This is a genomic window from Massilibacillus massiliensis, from assembly GCF_900086705.1.
In the GTDB taxonomy this organism is placed as follows: Bacteria; Bacillota; Negativicutes; order FLKF01; family FLKF01; genus Massilibacillus; species Massilibacillus massiliensis.
The window spans coordinates 1319606-1344397 of record NZ_LT575483.1 but is presented as its reverse complement, the minus strand read 5'-3'; the positions used below and the strand labels follow the sequence as shown (position 1 = coordinate 1344397).

Annotated in this window: 24 protein-coding genes; 14 read left to right on the top strand and 10 right to left on the bottom strand. The window is 40.4% G+C overall.

All coding sequences use genetic code 11. The features are described from left to right. Window positions 1-141 precede the first annotated feature (141 nt). The 3 genes from BN6559_RS06630 (at window position 142) to BN6559_RS06620 (ending at window position 3013) form a co-directional block, all read left to right on the top strand. Window positions 142-1170, top strand: a complete 1029-nt coding sequence (locus tag BN6559_RS06630; protein ID WP_110953986.1) for a FecCD family ABC transporter permease — start codon at window positions 142-144, stop codon at window positions 1168-1170. Further along, on the top strand, window positions 1167-1967 hold the full coding sequence (locus BN6559_RS06625) for an ABC transporter ATP-binding protein (RefSeq protein ID WP_110953985.1): 801 nt from the start codon (window positions 1167-1169) through the stop codon (window positions 1965-1967). The genes BN6559_RS06630 and BN6559_RS06625 overlap by 4 nt, the downstream gene beginning before the upstream one ends. Window positions 1968-2065: 98 nt before the next feature. Beyond that, window positions 2066-3013: an ABC transporter substrate-binding protein gene (locus BN6559_RS06620; protein WP_110953984.1), complete on the top strand. Its 948-nt coding sequence runs from the start codon at window positions 2066-2068 to the stop codon at window positions 3011-3013. Between the two features lie 110 nt (window positions 3014-3123). On the opposite strand, the gene BN6559_RS06615 is transcribed toward BN6559_RS06620, so the two are convergent. The 4 genes from BN6559_RS06615 to BN6559_RS06600 all read right to left on the bottom strand — a co-directional run bounded on the left by BN6559_RS06615 (window position 3124) and on the right by BN6559_RS06600 (window position 5830). Beyond that, a complete protein-coding gene (locus BN6559_RS06615; protein ID WP_110953983.1) occupies window positions 3124-3855 on the bottom strand; it encodes an energy transducer TonB in 732 nt (243 codons plus the stop codon). 6 nt (window positions 3856-3861) lie between these two features. Then, window positions 3862-4266 (bottom strand): ExbD/TolR family protein, encoded by a 405-nt coding sequence (locus BN6559_RS06610; protein WP_110953982.1) that lies wholly within the window; start codon window positions 4264-4266, stop codon window positions 3862-3864. Continuing rightward, entirely contained in the window at window positions 4253-4903 is a 651-nt protein-coding gene (locus BN6559_RS06605; RefSeq protein ID WP_110953981.1) for a MotA/TolQ/ExbB proton channel family protein, read from the bottom strand. Before BN6559_RS06605 ends, BN6559_RS06610 begins: the two co-directional genes overlap by 14 nt. A 105-nt stretch (window positions 4904-5008) precedes the next feature. Next, window positions 5009-5830, bottom strand: a complete 822-nt coding sequence (locus BN6559_RS06600; RefSeq protein WP_110953980.1) for an AraC family transcriptional regulator — start codon at window positions 5828-5830, stop codon at window positions 5009-5011. A gap of 244 nt (window positions 5831-6074) precedes the next feature. On the opposite strand from BN6559_RS06600, the gene BN6559_RS06595 reads away from it, so the two are divergent. From BN6559_RS06595 to BN6559_RS06585, 3 genes are read left to right on the top strand one after another with little or no spacing between them, the layout of a single operon-like run. Beyond that, a complete protein-coding gene (locus BN6559_RS06595; protein ID WP_199883802.1) occupies window positions 6075-8312 on the top strand; it encodes a TonB-dependent receptor in 2238 nt (745 codons plus the stop codon). Between the two features lie 18 nt (window positions 8313-8330). After that, entirely contained in the window at window positions 8331-8660 is a 330-nt protein-coding gene (locus BN6559_RS06590; protein ID WP_110953979.1) for a hypothetical protein, read from the top strand. Window positions 8661-8673: 13 nt separating this feature from the next. Beyond that, window positions 8674-10209: a PepSY-associated TM helix domain-containing protein gene (locus tag BN6559_RS06585; protein ID WP_110953978.1), complete on the top strand. Its 1536-nt coding sequence runs from the start codon at window positions 8674-8676 to the stop codon at window positions 10207-10209. 62 nt (window positions 10210-10271) lie between these two features. On the opposite strand, the gene BN6559_RS06580 is transcribed toward BN6559_RS06585, so the two are convergent. Together BN6559_RS06580 and BN6559_RS06575 are read right to left on the bottom strand one after the other, a co-directional pair. Then, the gene (locus BN6559_RS06580; protein ID WP_110953977.1) at window positions 10272-10643 is read right to left on the bottom strand and encodes a DUF1634 domain-containing protein; all 372 of its coding nucleotides are present in this window, start codon (window positions 10641-10643) and stop codon (window positions 10272-10274) included. Further along, window positions 10643-11482 carry a sulfite exporter TauE/SafE family protein gene (locus tag BN6559_RS06575; protein WP_110953976.1) on the bottom strand — a complete coding sequence of 280 codons (840 nt, stop codon included), beginning with the start codon at window positions 11480-11482 and terminating at the stop codon, window positions 10643-10645. Before BN6559_RS06575 ends, BN6559_RS06580 begins: the two co-directional genes overlap by 1 nt. Window positions 11483-11658: 176 nt before the next feature. Here BN6559_RS06575 and BN6559_RS06570 point away from each other — a divergent pair, with 176 nt between their 5' ends. The 5 genes from BN6559_RS06570 to BN6559_RS06550 all read left to right on the top strand — a co-directional run bounded on the left by BN6559_RS06570 (window position 11659) and on the right by BN6559_RS06550 (window position 15910). Further along, on the top strand, window positions 11659-12114 hold the full coding sequence (locus tag BN6559_RS06570; protein ID WP_110953975.1) for an Lrp/AsnC family transcriptional regulator: 456 nt from the start codon (window positions 11659-11661) through the stop codon (window positions 12112-12114). Window positions 12115-12364: 250 nt separating this feature from the next. After that, window positions 12365-13159 (top strand): carbon-nitrogen family hydrolase, encoded by a 795-nt coding sequence (locus BN6559_RS06565; protein WP_110953974.1) that lies wholly within the window; start codon window positions 12365-12367, stop codon window positions 13157-13159. A 21-nt stretch (window positions 13160-13180) separates the two neighbouring features. After that, on the top strand, window positions 13181-13855 hold the full coding sequence (locus BN6559_RS06560) for a DUF2848 family protein (protein WP_110953973.1): 675 nt from the start codon (window positions 13181-13183) through the stop codon (window positions 13853-13855). A 34-nt stretch (window positions 13856-13889) separates the two neighbouring features. Continuing rightward, window positions 13890-15143 (top strand): citrate transporter, encoded by a 1254-nt coding sequence (locus BN6559_RS06555; RefSeq protein ID WP_110953972.1) that lies wholly within the window; start codon window positions 13890-13892, stop codon window positions 15141-15143. A 101-nt stretch (window positions 15144-15244) separates the two neighbouring features. Further along, window positions 15245-15910, top strand: a complete 666-nt coding sequence (locus BN6559_RS06550; RefSeq protein WP_110953971.1) for a GntR family transcriptional regulator — start codon at window positions 15245-15247, stop codon at window positions 15908-15910. An 87-nt stretch (window positions 15911-15997) separates the two neighbouring features. Here the strand turns inward: BN6559_RS06550 and iadA are convergent, their stop codons facing one another. From iadA to BN6559_RS06535, 3 genes are read right to left on the bottom strand one after another with little or no spacing between them, the layout of a single operon-like run. After that, on the bottom strand, window positions 15998-17197 hold the full coding sequence (gene iadA / locus BN6559_RS06545) for a beta-aspartyl-peptidase (RefSeq protein ID WP_110953970.1): 1200 nt from the start codon (window positions 17195-17197) through the stop codon (window positions 15998-16000). Window positions 17198-17238: 41 nt separating this feature from the next. Then, window positions 17239-17727, bottom strand: a complete 489-nt coding sequence (locus BN6559_RS06540; RefSeq protein ID WP_110953969.1) for a YjiG family protein — start codon at window positions 17725-17727, stop codon at window positions 17239-17241. Then, window positions 17717-18385: a nucleoside recognition domain-containing protein gene (locus BN6559_RS06535; RefSeq protein ID WP_110953968.1), complete on the bottom strand. Its 669-nt coding sequence runs from the start codon at window positions 18383-18385 to the stop codon at window positions 17717-17719. Before BN6559_RS06535 ends, BN6559_RS06540 begins: the two co-directional genes overlap by 11 nt. Before the next feature lie 233 nt (window positions 18386-18618). Between BN6559_RS06535 and BN6559_RS19645 the strand changes: the two genes are divergently transcribed. Beyond that, window positions 18619-20607 (top strand): sigma-54 interaction domain-containing protein, encoded by a 1989-nt coding sequence (locus BN6559_RS19645; RefSeq protein WP_110953967.1) that lies wholly within the window; start codon window positions 18619-18621, stop codon window positions 20605-20607. On the opposite strand, the gene BN6559_RS06525 is transcribed toward BN6559_RS19645, so the two are convergent. Further along, the gene (locus BN6559_RS06525) at window positions 20604-22616 is read right to left on the bottom strand and encodes a TonB-dependent copper receptor (RefSeq protein WP_110953966.1); all 2013 of its coding nucleotides are present in this window, start codon (window positions 22614-22616) and stop codon (window positions 20604-20606) included. The genes BN6559_RS19645 and BN6559_RS06525 overlap by 4 nt on opposite strands. A 532-nt stretch (window positions 22617-23148) precedes the next feature. On the opposite strand from BN6559_RS06525, the gene BN6559_RS06520 reads away from it, so the two are divergent. Continuing rightward, a complete protein-coding gene (locus BN6559_RS06520; RefSeq protein ID WP_110953965.1) occupies window positions 23149-24003 on the top strand; it encodes a sensor histidine kinase in 855 nt (284 codons plus the stop codon). Then, window positions 24000-24638 (top strand): response regulator, encoded by a 639-nt coding sequence (locus BN6559_RS06515; protein ID WP_110953964.1) that lies wholly within the window; start codon window positions 24000-24002, stop codon window positions 24636-24638. Before BN6559_RS06520 ends, BN6559_RS06515 begins: the two co-directional genes overlap by 4 nt. Window positions 24639-24792: the final 154 nt, after the last annotated feature.

The following is a 24792-nucleotide window of genomic DNA, read 5'->3' as shown; positions in this document are numbered from 1 at the left end:
TTTACTTCAAATGTTTTATCGTACGTATTGTACCCATTTATTATGAACTAAAATAGATTTTTCTTTTACATGAGGAAATCTTTCATATTAAAAAAGTGAGATGGCTTTAAAAGATGGACATTGAATAAGAAGGAGAATCTGATGGAAGTAAGTGTTGAACAAGTGAAAACGTATCCAGAAGATCCGCGAGAGAAAAAACGTAAAATTGCGTTTTGGCTGGGAATTTTATTTCTTCTAATTGCTTTGGGAATAGGAATTGTAAAAGGTGCTGTGAATGTCAGCCTAGCAGAGGTTGGTGCTGTTTTAGCAGGTGCAGAGTATACGGAACATTATCGGATTCTTTATCACATACGAATTCCGCGGGTTTTAGTGGGAGCTTTGACAGGGATCAATCTTGCTTTGGCCGGCTGTATTCTGCAGGGGATTCTGGGAAACCCGCTTGCCGATCCGGGAATTATTGGTGTCTCGGCAGGAGCCGGTCTTATGGCGATGTTTGTTATGATTTTAGTTCCGGAACAGACAATGCTGGTACCTATGGCTGCATTTGGTGGGGCATTGTTGGCTACGGCAATTGTTTTCATTCTTGCATGGGAGCGTGGTATTCAACCTCTTCGCATGATTCTTGCCGGTGTAGCTGTGGCGGCTTTTTTCGGCAGTGGAATGACAGCACTTATGGTTTTTCACGCGGACAAAGTGCAAGGGACGATTAACTGGATGGCTGGTGGTTTTCAAGGCAGATCTTGGACGCATGTTATGATGATTTTGCCGTATAGTTTTATTGGAATTATTGGCGCTTTGGTTGGCTGCCGATGGCTCAATGCTTTACAACTTGGTGATGATACAGCACGAAGTATAGGGACAAGTGTTGAACGCGTTCGTTTCTTTCTTTTGCTTCTCGCGGCACTTTTGGCGGCTTCGGCAGTAAGTGTTGCAGGGATGTTGGGGTTTGTAGGTCTAATTGTACCGCATATGGTACGCATGCTGGTCGGATCTGACTTTGAAGTTTTATTACCATGTTCAGCAATTTATGGAGCCGCGCTGGTTGTGGCTGCGGATACAGCAGCACGTGTTGTCTTTTCTCCATTGGAGATTCCCGTAGGTGTGTTTATGGCCTTTTTAGGAGCTCCCTTCTTTTTGTATTTATTGAAGAAAGGAATGAAAAGAGTATGATTTTATCTGCCGAGAAACTTTGTTTGCGATATGGTACGCGTGCGATTGCAAATGAGATAAGTTTGGCGATTGATCGCGCAGAAATTGTATCGATTATCGGGCCGAATGGTTCAGGGAAATCAACCTTGTTAAAAGCGCTTGGACGGCTCTTAAAGCCAACGAAGGGAATTGTACTTTTAGAAGGCAAAGACATCCACTTGCTTCCAGCGAAAGAAATTGCGAAGAAATTGTCACTGTTGCCGCAGCATGCACAAGCCCCCGGGGATATGACAGTGCGTGATCTGGTTTTATTTGGCAGACTTCCCCACAGGAAGTTTTTCGCTGATATAGGTCACGAGGATTTGATTGCAGTGGAACGGGCTATGGAAGCGACAGAAACTTTAAAATTTCAGCATTGCAGATTAGATACATTATCCGGTGGGGAACGGCAGAGAGCCTGGCTGGCGATGGCGCTTGCGCAAGAACCGGAAATTCTTTTGTTAGATGAACCTACAACGTATTTAGATATTCGTCATCAATTAGAATTGATGCTGCTCATTGAACGATTACATAAGGAGCTAGGGCTCACGGTTGTCATGGTTTTGCATGATTTGAATCATGCGGCGCGTTTTAGCAGCCGCCTTGTAGCAATAAAAGAAGGTGAGATTGTAGCAGATGGAACCGTTGAAAAGGTTTTTACGAGTACTACTTTACGAGATTTGTACGGAGTGGAAACATCAGTGCTGAAACTCAGACAAGGTGAAAAAGAACATTTAGTTTGCCTTCCTCACAGTGTTTGTGCAAAGCGTGGTACTTAAATAAAGAGGAAATTTAAAAATTCGTAGTTGATCAAATGGTGCATGTATTGCCCATGGATAATTTAAATTAGAATAATTTGAGGAAAGGCAGGTATGATATGCAAAAAACAGCAATCGGGCTCGTCGTCCTTTTATTTGCAGTCGTAGGAAGCTTACTTTTTCGATCTGGCGAATCTTCAGAAAGTGATGCCGCGGTTCTCACGCAGACTTTGAAAGATAGTGCTGGACGCAGTGTGGAGATGCCAAAGCATCCAAAACGTGTGGTAGTGTTGAATGCGTCCAATCTTGATCTGTTTTGTGCGGCAGGGGGAGCAGAATTTGTTGTTGGGAAGCCTAGTTCCAAGGCGCTGTCCGATGAAGTGGTAAAGGCGACATCAGATGCTGATGAAGTGGGAATTATCCACAGTCCGAACATTGAAAAGATTTTGGCATTAAAGCCTGATCTGGTGATTGGTACAAATGTGCCATATCATCAAGCGCTGATTCCTACACTAGAACAAGCGGGAATTCCACTGTATATTCAGGCACTTGATACATATGAACAAATTTTTAATACATTAAAGTTATATGGAAGTTTGGCAAAATCAGAACAGATGGCAGAAGCACGTATTGAAAAAATGAAAGAAGAATATAAAATTGCAGAATCCTACAGTAAAGGCAAAAATCCACCCAAGAGTTTAATTATTTTTGGCTCGCCGGAAAGTTTCAATATGGCAACAAAATATAGTTTTACGGGAGATCTAATTGAACGTTTAGGTGGCGGCAATATCGCGGATCAGATCTCAGACAATAAAGAAGGCTATGTTCCGCTCGGTATGGAATTCGTAGCAAAGCAGAATCCCCAAGTCATTTTTCTTATTATGCATGGACCACCGCAAATGGAAGATACGATTCGACGTAATTTTGAAGAAAATTCTGCTTGGACAGATGTTGATGCAGTAAAAACAAAACGTATTTTTGTATTACCATATGAATTGTTTGCTGTAAATCCAGGCGTGCGTGCTGCGGAGGCGATGCAGCAGTTGGCCGATGCGATGTATGAGTAACCGTTTACCTAAAATAAAATAGAAAAAGAAAGAGTTCCAATGATAAGATTGGAACTCTTTCTTTTTCTATTTTAAATGTTGGGGTGAGAAATGAAACCTGTTCTTACTTATTAATTTAATCTAAAACGCATTGGATAGTTGATAGTGCAGGCAACAGCCTGATTCGTGCTTAAATCTCTGGCTGGTGTGAATATCCATTGCCGCATGGCTTCTACCGCAGCATCGTCAAGTACAGAATAGCCGCTGGAACTGGATACGGATATTCTGCCAGTCCGTCCATTGGTTAGAATTTGAACTTTGAGTTCTACAGTACCTTGCCAATTGTTTTGTCGGGCTACTGTAGGGTAGTCAGGTTCTGATTTTTCGAGAATACTAGGTTTTGCAGTTCCACTAGGAGCAGGTGCGCCATCGTCATTTCCCTGCCCGCCGCCAACGGGGATTCCGGAGGAAGTTCCGCCTGCGCTTTCGGAAGATGCTTTTGCCGCTGAAGTACCAGTTCTTGATGAAGGTGCTGGTGAAACTTCTGCATCCAGCATGGTGAGTGAATTTGTTGTGATTACCTTAGGTGCCAGAGCCGGAGCCGGATCTTCAGTAGGCGATACAGGCGTGTCAGGAGTCATTGGTTCTGTAAGAGGGGTAGACATTGACTGTGGTGCCTGTGTACTTGAAGCAGCTGCAGCGTTTGCCGTGCTAGTTTCAAGTGTCATTTCAATGAAGTTTTCTTCATCTTCCGGGGGGACAACCGTTAAAGTTGCAGTGAAATAACCGAGTATAGGCAATACGATCAAGTGACAAAGAAGTGAGGCAAGCATAGCTTTTCTCCATTTAAGTGTATAGCTCATTTTATGCTACCTCTTTTCTACAGCGACGGATACTTTGTGTGCACCAGCTTGTTTCAGAGCATCCAGAACAGTGATGATCTGTCCGTATGCGACTTCTTTATCTCCTCGTAATACAAAAGCCGGGTCTGAATTCCTAGACAGTTCAAGTGAAACACGCCGTGCCAGAAGATTGGCAGGGATTTCTTCTTCATCAAATAAGATATTACCGTTGGCCTGAACGGTAAGTGATATACGTTTTGTGGTATCCTGCTGTGCTGCCGCCGCTTGCGGCAAATTCACTGGTAAAGTATTTTGTTGTACCATCGATAAAGTACTGACCATAAAGAACACGAGCAAAAAGAAGATAATATCGATTAGGGGAATGATCATTAATTGTGGCTGGTTTTCTACACGGAGACTACGCAATTTCATGAGCATCTCTCCGTCCTATTTTTTGTGTTGATACATGATTTATGATAAGCGCAGCGGTTTGTTCAATTTCAGTAATGAGTCGGTTGACTTTGCGAGAGAAGATATTGTGTAGTAAGAGTGCTAAGGTTGCAATGCTGAGACCTGTTGCAGTCGCGATGAGAGCTTCACCAACACCACCTGTAATCGCCATAGGTTGACCGCTTTGTACTTGTAAAATGCTGAAAGATTGAATCATACCGATAACAGTTCCTAAAAGTCCTAATAATGGTGAAAGTGTAACAAGCATACTCAAATCATCCAAGCGCTCGCGCAAATTTGCTGCAGCTAAAGAGGAGGCACTTTCTAAAGCGTTTTCGAGTTTGCTGCCTTGCTGAAATGCCTGCAGGCCAGCCAAGGCGATTCCTGCTAAGATATTTGGGGCATTTTTTTCGCAGAGTTGCGTGGCATCTGAAAAACGGCCTTTTTCTACTAATGGTTTAATTTGTTGCTTAAATTCTGGTAAGTTCTGTGTAACACTCTTAAAATATAAGACTCTTTCGACCGCGATAGCCACGGCGAAGAAGGAGCAAACAACCATGACATACATGATTGGCCCACCTTGGTGAAATAAATGAATGGTTTGGTTTATGAATTCCATAATAATCTCCTTATTGTTAAAAGTTAAGTAATTTTAAGTTCAGCACATAACGTGGAACTTTCTAAAATTTTCATGAGAGAATGTCGTTTTGGTACAGTCATATGTTTACTGAGCCTGTGCTAATTTTGAGCTTCGCAGAATACTCGGCGGAAAACCGGTTCGTTTTTTAAATAACCTGCTAAAGTAGTATGGGTCGGTGTAGCCGACACAAGCTGATACTTCGGCAATGGAACGCGTGGTATGGATGAGAAGTTCATGCGCACGGTGAATTCTCTGATTGATTAAATATTCATTAGGACTTACCCCCGTATATTTGTGAAATAAATAAGCGAATTGTTTGGGTTTTAAATTGTATTGTTCTGCTAATTTAGGCATGGTTATAGGTGTCATATAGTGCATTGTTATAAAATGTGCAGCTTGTTCGATGATTCTATGTCCCTTTTCTTGTTTTGAAGTTTTTTCAAGGATGGACATTTCAGTCAAAATATTTCGAAACAGTTCTCTCGCTTTCGAATTTACAAACTGCTGGGGAACCGCACAATACAAATACAGCTGAAGTATCAGTTCATGCACAAGGGGTGTGAATCTGATGTCCGTTTCATAATGATAAGGGGAATAGAGCGGTGAACTTGTTTTTTTAAATTCGTATTGCAAAACAATGTAATCCCAATAATCTTCGCCAATAACTTCTTTATCCAATGACATATTTGGAGCGAAATGAAAAATTTTTCCTTGCCCCATTTCGTAAGGCGTATGATTAAAAAACATACGCGCTTTTCCGTTAAGCGGAAGTATAAAGCCAGAGGACGGAGGTGTAGTTGTACCAAAATATTTACTTCCGGGAGCGATTACTGCACGGCGAACATTTATAATGTGAAAACTTGATTTTGAAAATTGTTTGGTAAGTTCTTGAATATTCACTTTCATGCGGTAACAAACTCCTTTCAATTAAATATATGAAAACGATAATCGTTATCAAAATATCAAAAAAGAAGAGATTTGTCAAGCCATATAGAGAAAGTATTTTTATAATTGCTTGGTTAAAAGTTAATTTGGGAAAAAGTGCAGGTTTTTTACAAAAAAAGTCTATTTACTTTCTTTGAAGGCATTGATACACTACGATGTGTAATAATACTGATAATCATTATCATATAATTAAGGAGGAATTGTGATGTTGTATAAAATGTCGCGTACCAGAAAAAAGCTTTTATATGCTTTGATTGGTACTTCATTGGCGCTGCATTCACCATTTTCAGTGTATGCCGCCGAGCAGGATGCTTCGGCAACTGGTGCAGAAGAGCAAAAAACAGATACATCTGCAGAACAAGCGGAAAAAAGTGAGTTTACATTTGAAGGTTCGACGATTTTTGGGGACCGGGAGCACCAAAAAAGTGGGCGCAAGGTTGAATCCTATGCCGGCGGTCAGGTGGCTAAAAAAGCCAATCTAGGGATTTTAGGCGATATGGATATTTTTGATACGCCGTTTAATATCACCAGTTATACGGAAAAGGTGATTGAAGATCAACAGGCAAGAACGCTAGCGGATGTACTCATGAATGATGCCTCGGTACGGTTTACCACATCGAATGGTCATATGAGTGAAAATTTTTCAGTTCGCGGACTGGATGTAAACGAGTCTGAAATTGCTTTAAATGGGATGTATGGTCTTGCACCCGCCAATCATGTGCCGACAGAATTTCTTGAGCGTGTAGAGGTCCTTAAAGGGCCAAGTGCACTTTTATATGGAATGTCCCCAGGCGGAGCGGGGGGTGGAACGGTGAATATCGTGACAAAAACAGCCGATGAAGAACCATTGACAAGATTGACGACGGAATATACGTCTAGCTTGAATAAAGGCGTTCATTTGGATCTTGGACGCCGTTTCGGTGAAAATAGGGAATGGGGCATGCGGCTTAATATCGCTAGAAACGATGGTGCAACAGGTGTGCATGATCAGGAAAAAGAACGTACTTTTGGGTCAATTAATTTAGATTATCAAGGTGAAAAATTTAGAGCTTATTTGGATGCATTCAATCACGAAGAAAACTTTACGGGCGGTTCATCCGCAATGTTTGGTTTTTTGAGTTCAGTGACGCAGCTTCCTAAAGCACCAGATGGAGATACCAATTTATTTGCTGGAGTGCATAGTCAAACACAAAATAAGGGTGCGATGCTTCGGAGTGAGTATGATTTTAATGAAAACCTGACTGCATATGCAAACATTGGATATTTAAAAAATAACTATAAAGGTTTTATTAATGGCACACGTTCAAATAGCACAGATACATTAGGAAATTATTCTGGTCAAACATTTTATCTCAGGGGTTATAAGGATGCTGTATCATCAGAGGTTGGGTTAAAGCAAAAATTTACGACTGGAGCCGTTGAGCATCAAATGGTTCTGAGTGCAACTAAAGTTGATATAGAAAGTGGCACGATAAATAAAGGATCGGATAAATATCCTTCAAATATTTATCATCCAGTAAAGCCAATTTTGGCGACGGATCCAGGTGCAGCCCCTAAGACAGGGGAAAATACACTTACGAGTGTTGCTTTGGCAGATACTTTATCCTTTAATAAAGATAAATACAAATTGATATTAGGTTTGCGTAATCAAAAGGTTAATTCAAAAAGTTACAAAGCTACCGGTGAAGTGACTAAAAGTTACAATGATCATGCTATTACTCCGGCAATTGCTTTTGTCATAAAACCATGGGCAACGAAATCTACATCATTTTATGCAAACTATATTGAAGGCTTAAGTGCAGGTCAGACTGTAAATGATGTCAATGCTGTAAATAATGGAGAAGTATTGGCACCTTATAAGACGAAACAGAAAGAGATCGGTGTAAAATGGGATACTGGCAATTATGCAAATACTGTAAGCTTGTTTCAAGTTGATAAGCCAGGCGATCCAAGTTTAAATAGTATAACAAAAATTTACGATTCAAATGGTAAACAACGAAATAAAGGCGTAGAGTGGACTACCTTTGGGCAAGTCAGTGATAGTGTGCATGTTTTAGGTGGAGTTACCTATATGCGTGCTACTTATGCAGATAAAGCGGATCAAACGCTAAATGGCAATAGCGCATATGGTGTACCAAAATGGCAGGCGAATCTTGGTTTTGAATTTGATTCTACCAGTGTGCCGGGCTTGAGTTTTAGTACGCGGGCAGTGTATACAGGCGAAGAGTATGCAAACGCTAAAAATACGGCAAAGCTTCCTAGTTGGGTTCGTTACGATGTTGGTATGCAATATAAGACTTCGATGCAAGGCAACCCGACTGTTTTCCGTTTCAATGTAGAAAACTTATTGGATAAAAATTATTGGTCTGGTACATTTAATGATGGTTATCTCACCATCGGAAATGGTCGTACATATAAATTATCCATGACAATGGATCTTTAAAAGTAAGGAGGCAAAAGTTTGCAGAAGTTTTCAGTGACTGCGGAGTGGGAGCTTGTTAGATCAGTATTTTTAAGCTCTCATCCAGTGATGCAGCTAATGTTAAGATCTCTAACAGCAGTTTTTGGCGGCTATGGCTTGTCCTATAGTTTGATTCGTGCAGTTTCGCTTTGGCTGCCTTTATCACACACAGAAGCAACCTTCTTTTGTGGTTTACTTTTACCCTTGATATATTTGACTGTGTTCGTTTGGGCATTTACTGCAGAAAGCGTGCAGTGTGTTTGGAAGGGGTTGCTCGGCGTAGGATTAATTTCTGGGGCGATGATAGTACTGGCAAGCTGTCTGCGCTGAAAGGAGGCTTTGTGTGAGGAAAAATACAATGTTGCAAGGAATGAAGATGTTTCATACTTGGGGTGGACTATGTCTTGGTTGGGTATTATTTATTGTGTTCTTTACTGGTACAATTGCGGTGTTTGAACCAGAAATCAGTGCATGGATGCGTCCGGAAGTGCGTGTGCAGCAGCGCGCAGCAACGGCTGTATCTGTTGCTGCTGCAGAAAAAGCACTGCGGCAGCTCGCCTCTGATGCTGATGTTTGGTTTATTACCCTTCCGCAGGGACGCATCTCAAATGTAGAAGTTTCCTGGAAAAAAGGTAAGCAGGATTTTCATCAATTTATTGATCCGTCTACGGGCGCGGTTATTAAGGCTAGAGATACAGAGGGCGGGGAGTTTTTTGCACTTTTTCATTATGAATTGAGTCGGGGGCATACAGGCACTTGGTTGGTCAGCATAGCCGGATTGGCGATGTTAGCAGCAGTAATTTCTGGTATTGTGATTCGCCGCAGTGTAATCAAAGATTTCTTTTTTTTGCGTTGGCGACGTAGCTGGCTCAGTGTACATACGATGACGGGAATTTTGACACTGCCCTTTGTAGTGATGATCACATATTCTGGGTTGGTGATGACCTTTATGGATATCATGCCTGTATCAATGCATACATTCTACCAAGGGCAAAATAAGTTTTGGGTCGATCTCTTACAGGTTGTGGAAAGACCTAAGAGTCGAGAAAAGGTCCAGACGTATCCACTTGCTGATTTAGTACCGGCGGCAGAACGGGAAATTGGTGACGGCAATATTTGGTGTATACAAGTTCCAAATCCCGATAGTCGTAATACCGTGATTAATTTTATGCGACGTGTCGATGATCGTCTTTTAGCGATTGCTGATCGGGTTACATTTGATGGCGTAAGTGGTGAATGGCTGGTAAGTCAGACGAAATGGGGGACACAAGCGACGCTTGTACGATCTCTGGTAGGCTTGCATATTGTCAAATTTGGCGGCTATCCTATGGCGTGGCTGTACTTTATCTTGGGAATGATCAGCTCAATCATGATTGGCACGGGACTCGTGTTTTTTACGATTAAGAGACGAGCGAGATATGCCAAGGAATGGGGAACTGACCGCGATCTTTTTCGGGTGGCAGAATCTATTAATATAGGTGTAATTGCTGGATTGATTACAGCTTCACTTGGTTTTTTATGGGTGAATCGCTTGCTGCCAGTTGCATTGAAAGGGCGAGCGGAAGCCGAGATTGGCGCATTTTTCTTCTTTTGGCTTTGTCTATTCATTCATGCTTTTTTGCAGCCAAAGGAAAAAGCATGGCCGCAGCAACTTTATCTGGCAGCGGGACTTGCGCTGGGATTGCCCTTGTTAAATGCGTTAATGACATCGGTTGGATTATCAAAAACGATTGTAAATGGTGATTGGGTCACTGCAGGTGTAGATATAACAGTTCTTATCTTTGGATTAATGCTGTGGGCTGCAGCCAGAAGTTTGAAAAAACGGTGGACAATATTGCAATTAGAAGATAGCCCTAAATACAAAACAGGCTTTCGTTAAATTTAACGAAAGCCTGTTTTGTATTTAGTCGATGAGATAGATCGATTTAGAGTCAAAATCGGTTATTTCCCAAAGAAAAAACTGCTGCAAAGGATCAGAAAAACAATTGCTGAAATTCCTGTATATAGCCAATCTTTTTCAAGGCTAAAGACCAAGATGGAAATTCCAACACGGAAAACTGGGGTTAAGATGAGTAATAGAAGACCGAACATAATGATGCCAAAAGATTTAAGCGCGAGTGCACCTAGAAGAATATCAGGTATTCTTGTGGGATAAGTATTTCCTGGATAGCCACTTTCTCCGGTTAGAAAGAATCTGATCAGGCCAAGTAGGATCACAGTTGCACTTAAGAATACGCCAACGCGCAGTGCATAGCTAACAAAAAGCTCTGCTTTAAGTAAATGATGTGAGGCTTGCGTTTGCTTGTTTTCCATTAGAATTTAACCCCCAATCCTTGCAATATCATCTGAAGCCCGACGTAGAGAAGAATAGGAATAAAGAGCTTGCGGATTGTTTTACTTTTTAATTTCTGCATCAGCCTTGCACCAATTGTTGAACCAATTAAGACACCTAATGCTACAGGGGCGGATATCACCGGATCTATATCGCCTCTATAGATATAAATTGCTGCACTGGCTGCACCGGTTACACCCATCATAAAATTGCTTGTTGCACTAGATACCTTAAGGGGCAATTTCATAAAGACATCCATTGCCATAACCTTAAAACTTCCACTGCCGATGCCTAAGAGCCCAGAGATAATACCAGCGCCATACATGACACCAAAACCACTGTAAACCCTGTCTGCGTTGTATGCAATCGTTTTATCTAAAGCTTTGTCGTAATATTCGCCTTGCAGTTTCAATGTCTTTGCCAACGGATGCAAAGGTACTTCACCGGGCAGTTCTTGTGCAACTTTTTTTAACATTAAGATTGCAGAATAGATGATGAATATGCCGAAAATCAAGTATAATAAGTCTGGGGCAATGAGTCCGCCGATAATTGCGCCTGTAATTGCGCCTATGGTCGTTGCAATTTCTAGAAACATACCAACACGAATATTGGTAATACCGTCACGAATATAAGCAATGGCAGCCCCGCTGGAAGTAGCAATGACTGAAATTAAACTCGCGCCGATGGCATATTGAATATCTATGCCAAAGATAAAAGTTAATGCTGGGGTCATGATAATCCCCCCGCCAAGTCCCAAGATCGACCCCATAATTCCGGCAGAAATTGAAATAAGTAAAATGTTGAAAGCCATAATCGTCATGTAATTCACTCCAATCTTTTATAGTATAGTAAAATGAAAGTTTTTTATGAGTACAGATTTCATTCACTATATATACAAAAATCATAATCATAAGTATAATATAATTTATACAATCGTTCAATAAAAATATAATTTATTTTACATTGTAAAATAAATTAGGATGAAGGATGAGAACAATGCAATTTAAAAATCTTGATGAAATTGATCGGCAGATTTTGAAATACTTATCAGAGAATGGGCGGCTAAGTCATGCGGAGCTTGGGCGGCTAGTTGGTTTGACGCGTGCGGCCGTTCGTGAAAGAGTCAGTCAGCTTGTAGAACATGGAATTATCAGCAATTTTACGATTGTTGTAAATCCTTTGAAAGCAGGAAAAAATCTTTCGATTTATTTTAATATTGATGTGGAATGGAGCAAAATGGATCAGATTGCTGAGACACTATTAAATTCGGATGAGATTACCAATGTATATCAAATGAGCGGAAAACCTCATTTACATGTACATGCATTGTTTGATAATCAGGAGCATGTAAGTCGTTATGCGCAGCAACTACGCGAGATTGACGGAATTCAAAGTGTCGAATCTGAATTTTTGATTACGCGGTACAAAGAGCGGGGTGCATTGCTTATTTAAATGCATTTTTATGGTGAAAGATTCTTATTGACAGTGTAAGTAAAAGAAGATATGATATAAAAAATAATAAGTTGCAATTGAAAAGAGCAAAGAGGGTACCGAAGTTTGCTCTGGACGTTTTATTTAAATAATTTCAGAAGACAAAGATGTCTTGTAAGGATGTAATTTTACATTCTTATAAGACATCTTTTTTTATTTACTGCAAATGGTATACCACATACTATACACCATTCGCGTGAGGAGGTTCGAAATGAAAAAAAGAATTAGTTTGATCCAGATGGATGTTGCATTTGCTAAACCTGAGGAAAATTATCAGCGTGCAGTGCAGTTAATGGAAAACGCGATGAAAGAAAAACCGGATATTATAGTGTTTCCTGAAACGATGAATGTAGGTTTTTTCCCTAAAGAAGGGTTGTCAACGTTAGCCGATGTTGATGGAGAAAAAACGAAAGAGGTATTTGGTGCATTTGCCAGTGCGCATCATGTAAATATTGTGGCAGGCTCTGTAGCTAATAAAAAAGAAGGGAACATTTACAATACATTATATGTGTTTAATCGTTTAGGTGAGGTTGTTGGCGCGTATGACAAAGTACATGGGTTTACTCCATCAGATGAACACCATTACTTTAAAGGTGGCAATAAAGTGATTCATTTCAGCTTGGATGGTATAAAGTGTTCTTGTGTGATTTGTTATGATATGAGATTTCCGGAGTTCATTCGTACAGCAACTTTGCAGGGCGTAGACTTGATGTTTATTCCTGCGCAGTGGCCGCTTGCCAGAAAGTTGCATTGGGTTACACTGGCTACAGCCAGAGCCATTGAAAATCAGATGTATGTCTGTGCGGTAAATGCCTGTGGTTATGCAGGAGAAACTAAATATGGTGGAAATTCTCTTTTAATCAATCCTTGGGGTGAACCCATCTGTCATATGGGGACCGAGGAGGAAATTCAAACCGGTGAAATTGATATGGAGATGATACAAGGGATTCGTGAGTCTATCAATATTTTTCGTGATAGAAAACCTGCATACTATAAAGTAGACTAAGAAAGAAACCGAGGAGGAAAAATGATGAAATATACTGTAGTGACAAAACAAGGGCGCAAAGAAGAATCTATGGAACTAGATAAATTGATTGTTGTCGGCTTCGCCGGAAAAGACATAGAAAAAACGATGGAACATATTCGAGAATTGGAAGCGGAAGGAATTCATTGTCCAAAATCTGTGCCTGTTGTGTATCAATGTGCAAAGGGGCTGCTGACGTCTGAGGATACAATTGAGGTGATTGCCGATAAAACAAGTGGTGAAGTTGAATATATTATCCTTGTACGTGATCATAAATATTATATCGGGATTGGCAGCGATCACACAGATCGAGAATTGGAAGCGGTGAGTATCCATAAATCGAAACAGGTTTGTTTAAAGCCCTATGCTAAAGAGTTCTGGGAGTATGACGAAATTAAAGATCATTTCGATGCAATCAAATTGGTTTCTTCGCAGGTAATTGATGACACGGAAGTGGAATATCAAGCTGGCCTGACAAGTGATTTATTGTCCTTGGAATGCATTATTTCTGAAATTGAAAAAGAGTTGGATGTTAATCATTGTCTGATTTATACAGGGACAGTTCCATTGAAAGATGGATTTAAATTCGGGGATAAATTCTCTTGTAAGATCGTAGATGAAAAGCTCAATCGTGAGATAGCTTTAACATACAAGATCAAAGTGATACAAGAACATTAATTTATGAAAAACGAAAGTGAGAAGGTGAAGTAAGATGATTACAGCGCAAATTATTATGGTAATAACACTTGGTGTTATGATCTTAGGGCTTGCACCGCTTTATTTAACTGCTGTTATTGGCACTACGTTGGCCGCTTTGGCGGCTGGATTTCCGCTCATGGGTTCAAGTCCGGACGCCATTCCGAAATTACTAGTTAGTGCGATGAATCCTGTAATCATTGATATGTTAGGCGTATTGCTGTTTATCGGCGTGATGCAGGCATCTGGCTATATGGATGTAATTATTTGCAAGATTATGGAGTTTGGCAGAAAAAAAGGCGGAGCCCCGGGAATTGCAACTGCAGCTAGTTTGGCAGCTGCGTTGCTTGGATCATTGACAGCTTTTACGCAACCCGTCATTATGGCTACCGTTGCTGGACCGGCGTCAACGCGCTTGGGATTATCGTCGAATAAAACTTCTGCGATTATTTCTTTGGCAAATATAGGCGCAAATAATGCCGGCTTCACGCATCCTACGATGCTGGCGATTTTAGGTTTGACCGGTGTAAAATTTGGTTTGATTAATTTCTGGACTTTTGCAGGATGCATAGGAATTTATATTTTTGTGTATTATCGTGCAAAAAGAGAAATGATACAAGACGGGATAGAGATTCGCAAGGATCTTGAGGATACGACTTTCACACTGCCCGAAAATGCACCGTCATTTGCAAAAGCGTTTTTCCCATTCTTGGTTTTGTGCATTACATTTTTCATGGGAATCCCGATATTTTTAGTTGGCGTTGGCTGTAGTGTATTAGTGATTCTTATGGCGGGCTTGAAATTAGCAGAAGGGGAAAAGTTCATGCTCAATGGTGTGACACAGATCGCAATTCCAATCGTAGCGATTATCAGTCTCATGTACATGTCGATCGTTATTTCTAAGATTGGTTTAGTGAGCTTGGTTGCTGATTATGTTAGCCCATACCTTGCTTTTGCACCAATCCAGATCTTGCTTATGATTTCAGCTTTAGCCGGGACAATTACGCAGTCTAATGCCGCTTCAGCGCCAATTGTTTTACCGTTTGTGCAAATTGTGTTGGGATTAGGCGCTGATCCTTTGGCGGTTAGCTTTGCCGCCATTTCTGGTTGCGCTATCATGCAGCTTTTTCTTAGCGGTGGTGCATTAACAGCGTTGCCGGTCGTAGCGGGTGTTATACCGGGTACAAACCAAAAACTTGCAAATAAATGGCAAAGACCATCGATGATTGTTGGATTAGGAATCTCTTTTCTTATCACTTTTATTATTTAGATGAAGATAAAAATTTGTAGCATGCTATATAAAGATGATATGATTTATATAGCATGCTATTTTTATTTAAAATGAAAAATTTATAATTGGGGTTTGCAACGATGAGAATGATAAAAAAAGCGGAATCTTTAAAACAACAGATTTATACGATGTTAAAAGAAGATATTCTTAGTCAGCGTTATAACGAAGAAGATATTTTAAATGAACGGAAAATTTCTGAGGAATTTAATGTAAGCCGCAGTCCCGTTCGAGAAGCACTCAAAGCCTTGGAATCGGAAAACCTTGTCGAGTATATTCCGTATAAAGGCATTATTGTGAAAAAGATGGGAGAAGAGGATTTAAAAAATATCTTTCAGATACGTACAGCCTTGGAAGTTTTGGCTGTGGAGCTGGCGATAGAAAATAGAACAGAGGCGTTTATTACACGTCTTGAGGAATGTCATCAAAATCAAAAGTATAGTTCAAGTAAATATGACAGTAAGGTTTTCATGGATATGGATGTTACTTTCCACGGACTTTTGCTAGAAATGGCTCAAAATGATTTGTTAACCGGTATGATGGGAGAATTGCGTGACAAAATTCGGCGATTTGGAATGAACGCGATTTTTAGTGGTGACTACCGTTATAGGGCATCACTGCAGGAACATTTAGAAATATTGCTTGCTGTAAAGGTCGGCAATGTCGAAATGGCAAGACAAAAAATGCAGAATCATATACAGCAGACCTATGAAAGCGCTTCTGCATATGTAACAGCAAAAAAAGGGTAAAACTCTTATTGTAAATGAACATTTTATTTGCAATAAAAAACGGATGCCGCAGTACTTGATTCTGCTGCATCCGTTTTTCGTTAACTTTTATTTTGTATGCGCTTCGAAGGTACCAAAAACGATAGGCTGTCCGTTTTCCACCATGTGTTTGCCTTTACACCAAACATTGGTCAAATGAAAGGCTGTGTCGATCACGATGAGGTCTGCAGCAGCGCCTTGGCAGATGCTGCCTTTGTCTGGATAGAGTTTTAAAGCTCTGGCTACATTGCTTGTAACAATTTGAATGGCATCGCTGAGTTTTATACCTTCATTCTGCACCATATCACGAACTTCTTCGAGCATGGAAGTTTGGCTAGCAACGCCTACACCGATTGTGTTACCCTTTTCATCAAAGAGTGGCACGCTTCCGTTGCCATCTGAACTCATGGTGATTTGTGTCAAAGGAACGCCGGCTTCCAGTGCTTGTTTTACAGCTTTACTAGGTTTAATTGATTTAGATGCGCCGCTTGCCGGACTGACACCGGAGGTGATATCCATGATACCGCCTTGTTTTGCCCAATCAATGCTTTCTTCTAATAATTGTGGATTGCGATTCACATGCGTCGGCAAAAATTGTGACTTTGGCAATTCTCCGTTTGCTGTAATCTCATATAAAAGTTTCATGCCGTCGGTCCCGTCACCCATATGCATGTCGACGATACCAGCTTTTCCGCTTAGCATGCCGCCGACTCTTGCTTCGGCGGCTAATTTTTGATATTCGCGTTTGGTTGGCTGCGCCGAACGATGGTCTGCCATAGCGATTTCGCCTGTGCCGATGATTTTATCAATGATGATAATATCTTTGCGGACACTGCCGGTAATCGTTGGTGTTGGAATTTCATAAGAGCCAGTATAAATATAAGTGGAAAGACCTTCTTCTTCAAGCCCGCGTGCTTTTGCAAGTAAACTTTCCATATGGCGGGTTGTGCCGTCGGTTCCAAGGCATCCGACTAATGTGGTTACGCCGGAAGTCGTAACTTTGGATAAAACGATCTCCGGTGTTCTAGTTGCATAACCGCCTTCACCGCCACCGCCAATCAAATGCACATGGCTGTCGATAAAGCCAGGCAGGATCGTTTGGCCTTCCAAATCAATTTCGTTGCAGTCATAATTTTGTGGAAGGTTTAAATCCTTGCCGATGGCAGCGATTTTATTACCTGCGATTAAAATATCTTGTATGCCAAGTTCATCTGGTGCAATAATATGGGCATTACGTAATAGTGTAAAAAATGGTTGTGTTGTGGACATCATCATGTCCTCCTTTTACTGTAGTAATTTAAATTTATGCATTAAAAAAACATGAGAATTAGACGCATTGCCCAAATTGATAGAAGGGCATTGATGACGCAAATTGCTAAAATTGCAGGATAATGTTTTGTATTAACGCCAGAGATTCCTAAACAACGTCCAATGTTTTGTACTGGATTTCCCATAAGGTAGATCGCAGGTACAAGCATCGTGACTTGCATGGCATCTAAGTGTGCGTTGGTATAAAGGCTTACAGCAACGCCAATGCCGCCGCCCATACTCATCAGCGAAGTAATGATGACAGTCGCTGCTTCACCTGGCAGCCCCCATAGTGCCATGATTGGTGCACAGACAATACCAATAATTTTTAATAATCCGGTAACTTCTAAAATTCGAATGATAACAAAAGCCATTACAACATTCGGTAAAAGACTCGTTGTCCCAATGGTAAAACCGCGGCGTGCGCCGTCAATAAATAAATCAAGAATGTTTTTATTTGGTGTTACTTCTGCTATTGGTTTAGTTGTCATGATTGTTGCCTCCTGTTGCCGGTTTATTTGAAACTGCTTTTAAATATAAACGCATTAAGTTCGCGCCAACGATTTTAAAGACGAGTATAACAAGAATCGGAACGATAATTGGCACGAGCATAAAGCTGAAAACCGCGGCACCGGAAGAGAAATAGTTGGTAATAAATGCACTGCCACTTGTCTGATAGGAGATGATAACGGAGCGTTCTTTATCTGTTAATTCACCTGTATCGACAAGTTCTTTTACCATGCCGGCAGCTGCATCTGTACTTTGCATATTGGCAATATTGGCGAGTGCAGCCACACCGGGAACACCTAATAATGGTTTTAAAATCGGTGACATGAGTTTTTGCGCTGCTTTCAATCCGCCCAGACCATCAATCACATTTACAAGACCTAAAGCTAAAATAACTGCGGGTATTAATTCAAAAGCAAATAAAAAGCCGTCTCTTGCACCGCTGCCGCCAGCACCACGGAAAGTGAAAGCTTTTTCAATACCTTCGATTTTACCAAAAGAACCATTAAGTACATTAAAGTCCAATGCTTTCATCCAGCCGTCGCTTGAAGAAAAAATACCGGAAAATAATAAAATGGCAAAGAAAAATGCGATATACCCGGATAAAGGAACTTGTACTGAAGAATTGTTTGTTTGTTTCATACGATGAATAGCCTCCTTGTTATTTTATATACACAGTGACTAAAATATTGCAATTTTCATGCCAATGTATTTTTTTGTAGAATTTTCAATATATGGGGCAAATGTAATCCTGTAAACCTTGTTTCAGAACGTTTTTTTGCGTGTAAGGAGGATTTCTAAATGAAAAAGGGAAATATAAAAGGGATTAAAAATATCAATCCCTTTTATATTTCCCTTTTAGAGAGAAGGTTTTTATGAGAAATTTAGTTGTGGTCGCAATGGGGCAGAATACATCCATAGCGTTTCGTGAGCAGTTATATCGATTATTGGGAAATCGTGTAAATGTGAATAATTACTATATAGAGAATGGGCTAATCCCAACCAATATTAAGGCAGATCTTGTTTTATTTTCAAGTCAGCACGCCTATCGAAGAGCTAAAATTTATGTAAATAAAACTTGTCCGATATTAATTGCAAGGCGTTCCATCAATTATCATGAAGTAAATAAGCTATTTGAAATTCCGGCAGGAACGGATGTTTTGCTGGTAAACGATTTAGCGTCCAGTGCAAATCAGACCATTGCACTTTTGCAAACGTTGGGGATTGATCATATCAATTATTATCCGTATTCACCGCAAAGCTTGCATTATCCTAAATTAAAAATCGCGATTACCCCTGGTGAAAAGGAACTTGTTCCCGATTTTGTGGAAGAGGTTATTGATATAAAGACGCGACTGATTGATATTACAACTTTGGTAGAGGTGCTGCTGCAATTAAATTTACTCAATGTATATGCAAACTTTTTATCTGCTAATTATGTGCGTGATATCATCCGTTTAATTAAAAACGACAGTCAGATGATTTATTTTAGTAATAAAATAAAGACGCAGTTTGAAACTGTGATTGATACGGTACATGATGGAATTATTGCAATTGACGGGAGTGGAAAAATTTCTGTATTAAATCCTGTGGCGGAGAAGCTATTTGATATAAAAGCGGAGCAGGCAATCGGTCATTCCGTTTATCAAATTACAAACACAAATTTAATCGAAGTTTTGGATGAAAAGAATCAAACCAAAGAATCTTTGGTTACGATCAATCGACATCATTTGATTGTCAATGTTGCCTATATGCAACCGGAAAATCCAGATTTCGGCAGAATATATACATTTAAAGATGTTTCGGAGATTCGGCGCCTAGAAGAGTCCGTGCGGCGAAAATTTGTACAAGAACAGAAAGTTGCCAGATATACTTTCTCTCAAGTCATTGGACAAAGTAAAGCGATTGAGCAGGTACTGGAGATTGCGCAAAAAATGGCAGTGTCAAATTCAACAATTTTAATTCAAGGAGAAAGTGGAACTGGAAAAGAACTGATTGCGCAGGGAATTCATAACGCCTCGCCGCGAAGCAATGGTCCGTTTATCGCGGTGAATTTTGCCGCTTTGACGGAGAATTTGCTGGAGTCAGAATTGTTTGGTTATATCGAGGGCGCCTTTACCGGTGCAAACCGCGGCGGTGCTGCCGGTTTATTTGAAGAAGCACATAAAGGAACGATTTTTCTTGATGAAATTGGTGATGCACCTTTAACTTTTCAAGTGAAATTGCTGCGTGTTCTACAAGAACAGCAAATTCGGCGCGTAGGAAGTTCTAAATTGATTCCGATTGACGTAAGAGTGATCGTTGCAACGAATCGTGATTTGAAAAAGCTGATTGCAGATGGTCAATTTCGTCAGGATTTGTATTATCGGTTGAATGTTTTGCCGATTAAGCTTCCACCACTTAGGGAGCGGGGGCAAGATATCTTATTACTGGCGAAGGCTTTCTATCAAAATAATAGCAGCCGCAAGAATGGCGTAGATGTCGCAGATTATTTTAAAAACATTACGACCTGCTTTTTATCTTATAGTTGGCCGGGGAATATTCGTGAATTGCAAAATGTGGTTGAATATTTAATGAATCTTTGCCCGGACATGGCGCCTATGTTGGAGCATTTGCCAGATGAGTTTCAACTATCACATCAAGCTAAAAATTTCGCTATGGAAGATGAAACGACGTTAATGCAGAAAATTTATGAGGAAATCTATCAATCTAACCAGCAAGATATTTCAATCGGGCGAAGATCATTGTCGGAACGTTTAGCTATTCCCGAGAATCAAGTACGGTATCTTTTAAAAAAAATGCAAGAAAATCACCAAATCGTTCTGCAAAGAGGGCGGAAGGGGATCAGGGTTAAATCCGTTTAAAACTTGCAGTTTGCTTTAAGCCAAAATGTTCTCCCAGGTTCATTGACTCTTGTCGTGGAAGGAATACCAAGCTCAGCGATCGCTGCACCTGTGCGGCTGACAAATTCAGCATAGTTTTTATCAAGCAGGTTGTCGACTCCAGCAGTCACAGTCCAATTTTCGTTTACGCGATAGGCTGTATTGAGTGATAAAATACCGAAACCGCCGCTTGGACCAATGTCTGTGCCGATTTCATTGCCATCACCTGCTGTATAGCGTTTTTGTGCGGCCACCATGCGCCACAAGATACCAGTTTCCCATTTGTCTTTGGCATATTTTAGACCGAGACTTCCTTCAAGCGGTGCTATCTGTGGCAGTGGTCTGTTATTGCTTTTATTTGTACCTCTTGTATAAGCCAACGTCGCAGTGCCTGTAAGGGTTTCTGAAAGTTTATGAGAATAGGTTGCTTCGCCGCCATATAGATAAGCATCGATATTTTTGACAGTATTTCCGCTATTGGTTAATAGGATAAAATCATCGACATTAGAATAGAAGAGTGATACACTCGCGGTTGTTTTATCAGAGTGATAAAGAAGACCAGTGTCCAACTGCGTGTTTTTTTCTGGAACGGCATTCATCCCTCCTGTTTTTTTTCTTTCCCACCAGTCCGCAGGTCTTTGTGCATGACCAATTCCAATATAAGACGTCATCGCATGATTTGCATAATCATGTTCATAGCGTAAGAAAGCACCATGTGTCTTATCCTTATCCTCTCTACCAGGGTATTTTGCATAAGTAACAGAGAGGTTGTCAAAACGAATACCACTGAGTAAACGATCTGATACATTTAAATCATGTGTATATTCAGTGAAAAAACCATAATTCTCAAAGGTCATATCTTTACTCAATGGAACTGACGCATAATCTTTACTGTTCATAACCATATTTCCGGAATGTACATTTTTTTGATAATCAAGGCCAATCGTTGCTCTACTGCTTGGAGATAAGTTAAAATCTGCCGCCAAGCGTCCATTGGTCGTTGTACGTTTTACTTCCATTGATTTTGGCATCGACATATTGGAGAGTGGACGCAAAGAGTAGTTGTCCATTACGTGATCAATAAAAGTTCTTGAAGCATTGAACTTGATGTTTTCAAGGGAAGATGATAAATGTTTTTTTTCAAATTTGACATTGTAACTTGTGCGGTCAAATTTAGAACCATCCATCATACGGTCTGCATACGCAGCCTGACCATTGCTGTCATCAACGGAAAATTCGAGAAGGGTGTTGGAATTTGGGGTAAAACCGATAATGCCAGTCAAGCTTTCTCGGGAATAAGCGGAGTGGATTTTTTGTCCGTTACCATCCTTGTAGTCATCAGAATCGCTTTTGGTTTTGATGACGCGTATATAACTATTCTTGTCGCCAGAAGTAACATCGAAAAATTGGTCGCGGCGGCCAGCGCTGCCAAAGAGCAGGCTGCTGCTCATACGAGTACCCGGTGCGCTGAATGGTTCGGTATCTCTTTCAAACAGAATTGTACCGGCAATATTACTGCCGTATAAAACGCTTTGCGGACCTTTGATCAAGGTAATTTTACTATAGGATTCTGGATAAGCATAGGTCGTTGTCGGATCCATGCGGCTGGGACATCCACCTAAAACAGAGGCACCATCCATGAGTACATTCAGACGTGTACCGCCCATGCCGCGAAACAGTGGGTCACCGCCAGTGCCTCCTTTGCGAGTGAGGGAAAAACCAGGAATGTTCTTTAGATATCCGCCCCCATCGGCTGCTGGTACAGGTTGTCGAGGTTTTTTAGGATCTGTTTCAAGAATTAGGGGACTGGTAATGGACGAGGCTGTGACGACCATTTCATCAAATACAAAAGTTCTTTCTGAATCGTCGGTGTTGGTAGCTTCTATATCCTCTGATGTATCGCCTGCTGCAAATGCAATTGGTGATGCAACTGAGGTGAAAGCGAAAGATAGAAATAAAAAATAATGACTTAAGTTACGTATTGAATACATAGGAATCCTCCATGTTCTAAATTTTAAGACAATAATACAATGATTATCATTATCAATTATAGTTCTATTAAGTCGACTATAAAACTATCTCAAAGTACTATATTCTGAACTTAAAGTACTAAAAATATTTTTTTTGACAAACGATGACAGATAGGCTACTGGCAGGCGATAAGTACTCATCTGCGGCGTACAGCAAGGTGCTGCTCGTCGACGTACGAAAGTACGACTCCTTCGCAACCCCTTGCTGTGCCTTGCATCTGAATACTTCTCACCAACCAGTAACCTATCTTCGTACCAGATTATATAAGTGGAACGAATTTAGTGTTTTTACTATTTATACTAAAAATATTTTTATTATAAATAGTTTGTACAAGGTAAAATACTTTGCTTTGGTCGACTGTAACAACGCAGATGAGTGCTTATCACCGACCCGCGCCCTATCTGTCCATATATGGCTGTCATTCTATTGACATATTTAGTATTTGCCAGTACAATCAGACTGAAAAGTGGGGGCTATAGGAGGAAGCGTTATATGAATATTACGAAAATGAAATGGATTACGGCGATTGTAGCAGCTGTTTGTATTGGCCTGGCTGAATTTGTTCGGCACCAATTTTTATATGTTATATCGATGGACTGGGGCAATGTTTTGGTGGCAATATTGACGGGTGTCATCTTTTTTTTATTTTCTCATGGTATTTTTTCGCTGATGGAAAATCTGTATGGCAAACTGCAGCAGGAGAAACAAGAAACGGCAGTTTTACAGGAACGATATCGGATTGCTCGGGATTTGCATGACAGTATTGCTCAATCGTTGTTTTTCATGAATGTAAAAATTATGGAGATTGAGACTGCTTGTAAAAAATCAAAGGAACCATGGACTTCGATTCATGATCTGCGGGAAGCAATTTGTTTTGCGGACACCGAGTTAAGACAGCATATTTTTGCATTGCAGACCGCAGCGGCGGAAGATAATATTGATCTCGTTTCTGCGATGCGAACACACTTAGCGCAGTATGAAACGCAGACGGGTACAAGGGTGAATCTGTCTGTCGATTGTGTCAGCAAAGTTCCGTTTAGTCCGTATGAATGCAAGCAGTTATATCATATTTTTCAAGAATTATTGTTCAATATTCGTAAGCATGCCGCTGCGACGCAGGTGAATGTCAGTTTGTGTGAAAGTGGTGGAAATTTTAAATTGACCATTGCTGATAACGGAAAAGGATTTGTAGCAAAAAAGAGTCTTTGTCAGAAAGATTCTTTTGGTTATAAACTCTTGGAGCAGGATATTCAGTCAATCAAAGCCGAGCTTAAGCTGGATAGCATCCCCGGCAGTGGGACAACGGTGACCGTTATGAAGTATAAGAAAAAGGAGCTGGCGTCGTGAATATAAAAGTATTGATTGTAGATGATCACTTTTTATCGCGAAGGGGCATTGTAAGTATTCTTTCTGCAAATCCGATTTTTGAGATTGTCGGTGAGGCAACCAACGGAATAGAGGCTGTTGAAAAGGCGACGCAGCTTATGCCAGAATTGATTTTAATGGATATTCGTATGCCGAATGGTGATGGTCTTGAGGCTACCGAAAAAATTAAATCAGCGATGCCGCATATAAAAATTATTATGCTGAGTGTATCGGATGATGTGCAGGATTTTTTTGAGGCTATTAAACGTGGAGCGCAAGGATATTTATTAAAAAATATGGAGCCGGAATACTGGCTGGATTATATCGTGAGTATCGCGCAAGGCGAAGTTCCGATATCACGAGTGCTTGCAACTAAAATTCTGCAGGAATTTTCCGGGCAGAAGCAGGTTGTTTTAGACAGTAGATTGTCGGAACGAGAAAAGGAAGTTTTGCAACTCATCAGCCAGGGGCTTAGCAATAGAGAAATCAGTGAAACTTTATATATCAGTGAAAGCACAGTCAAAAATCACCTGCGCAATATTTTGGATAAATTACATTTACAGAACAGGATGCAATTGATTGCGTTTGCATATAAAAATGGTATGGTAGAGCAATAAAGTCGATTTGGTGTTTGATTTCGCAGGTAAAATGCATGGAGAAAAGCAGAGCTGAATATTTGGCGGAAATAAGCAGTAAATAGATATTGACAAATAGAATATAGATCGTTTATGATATGAAAAATGATAGTTTGGTTGACTAGAAAACTAGAGA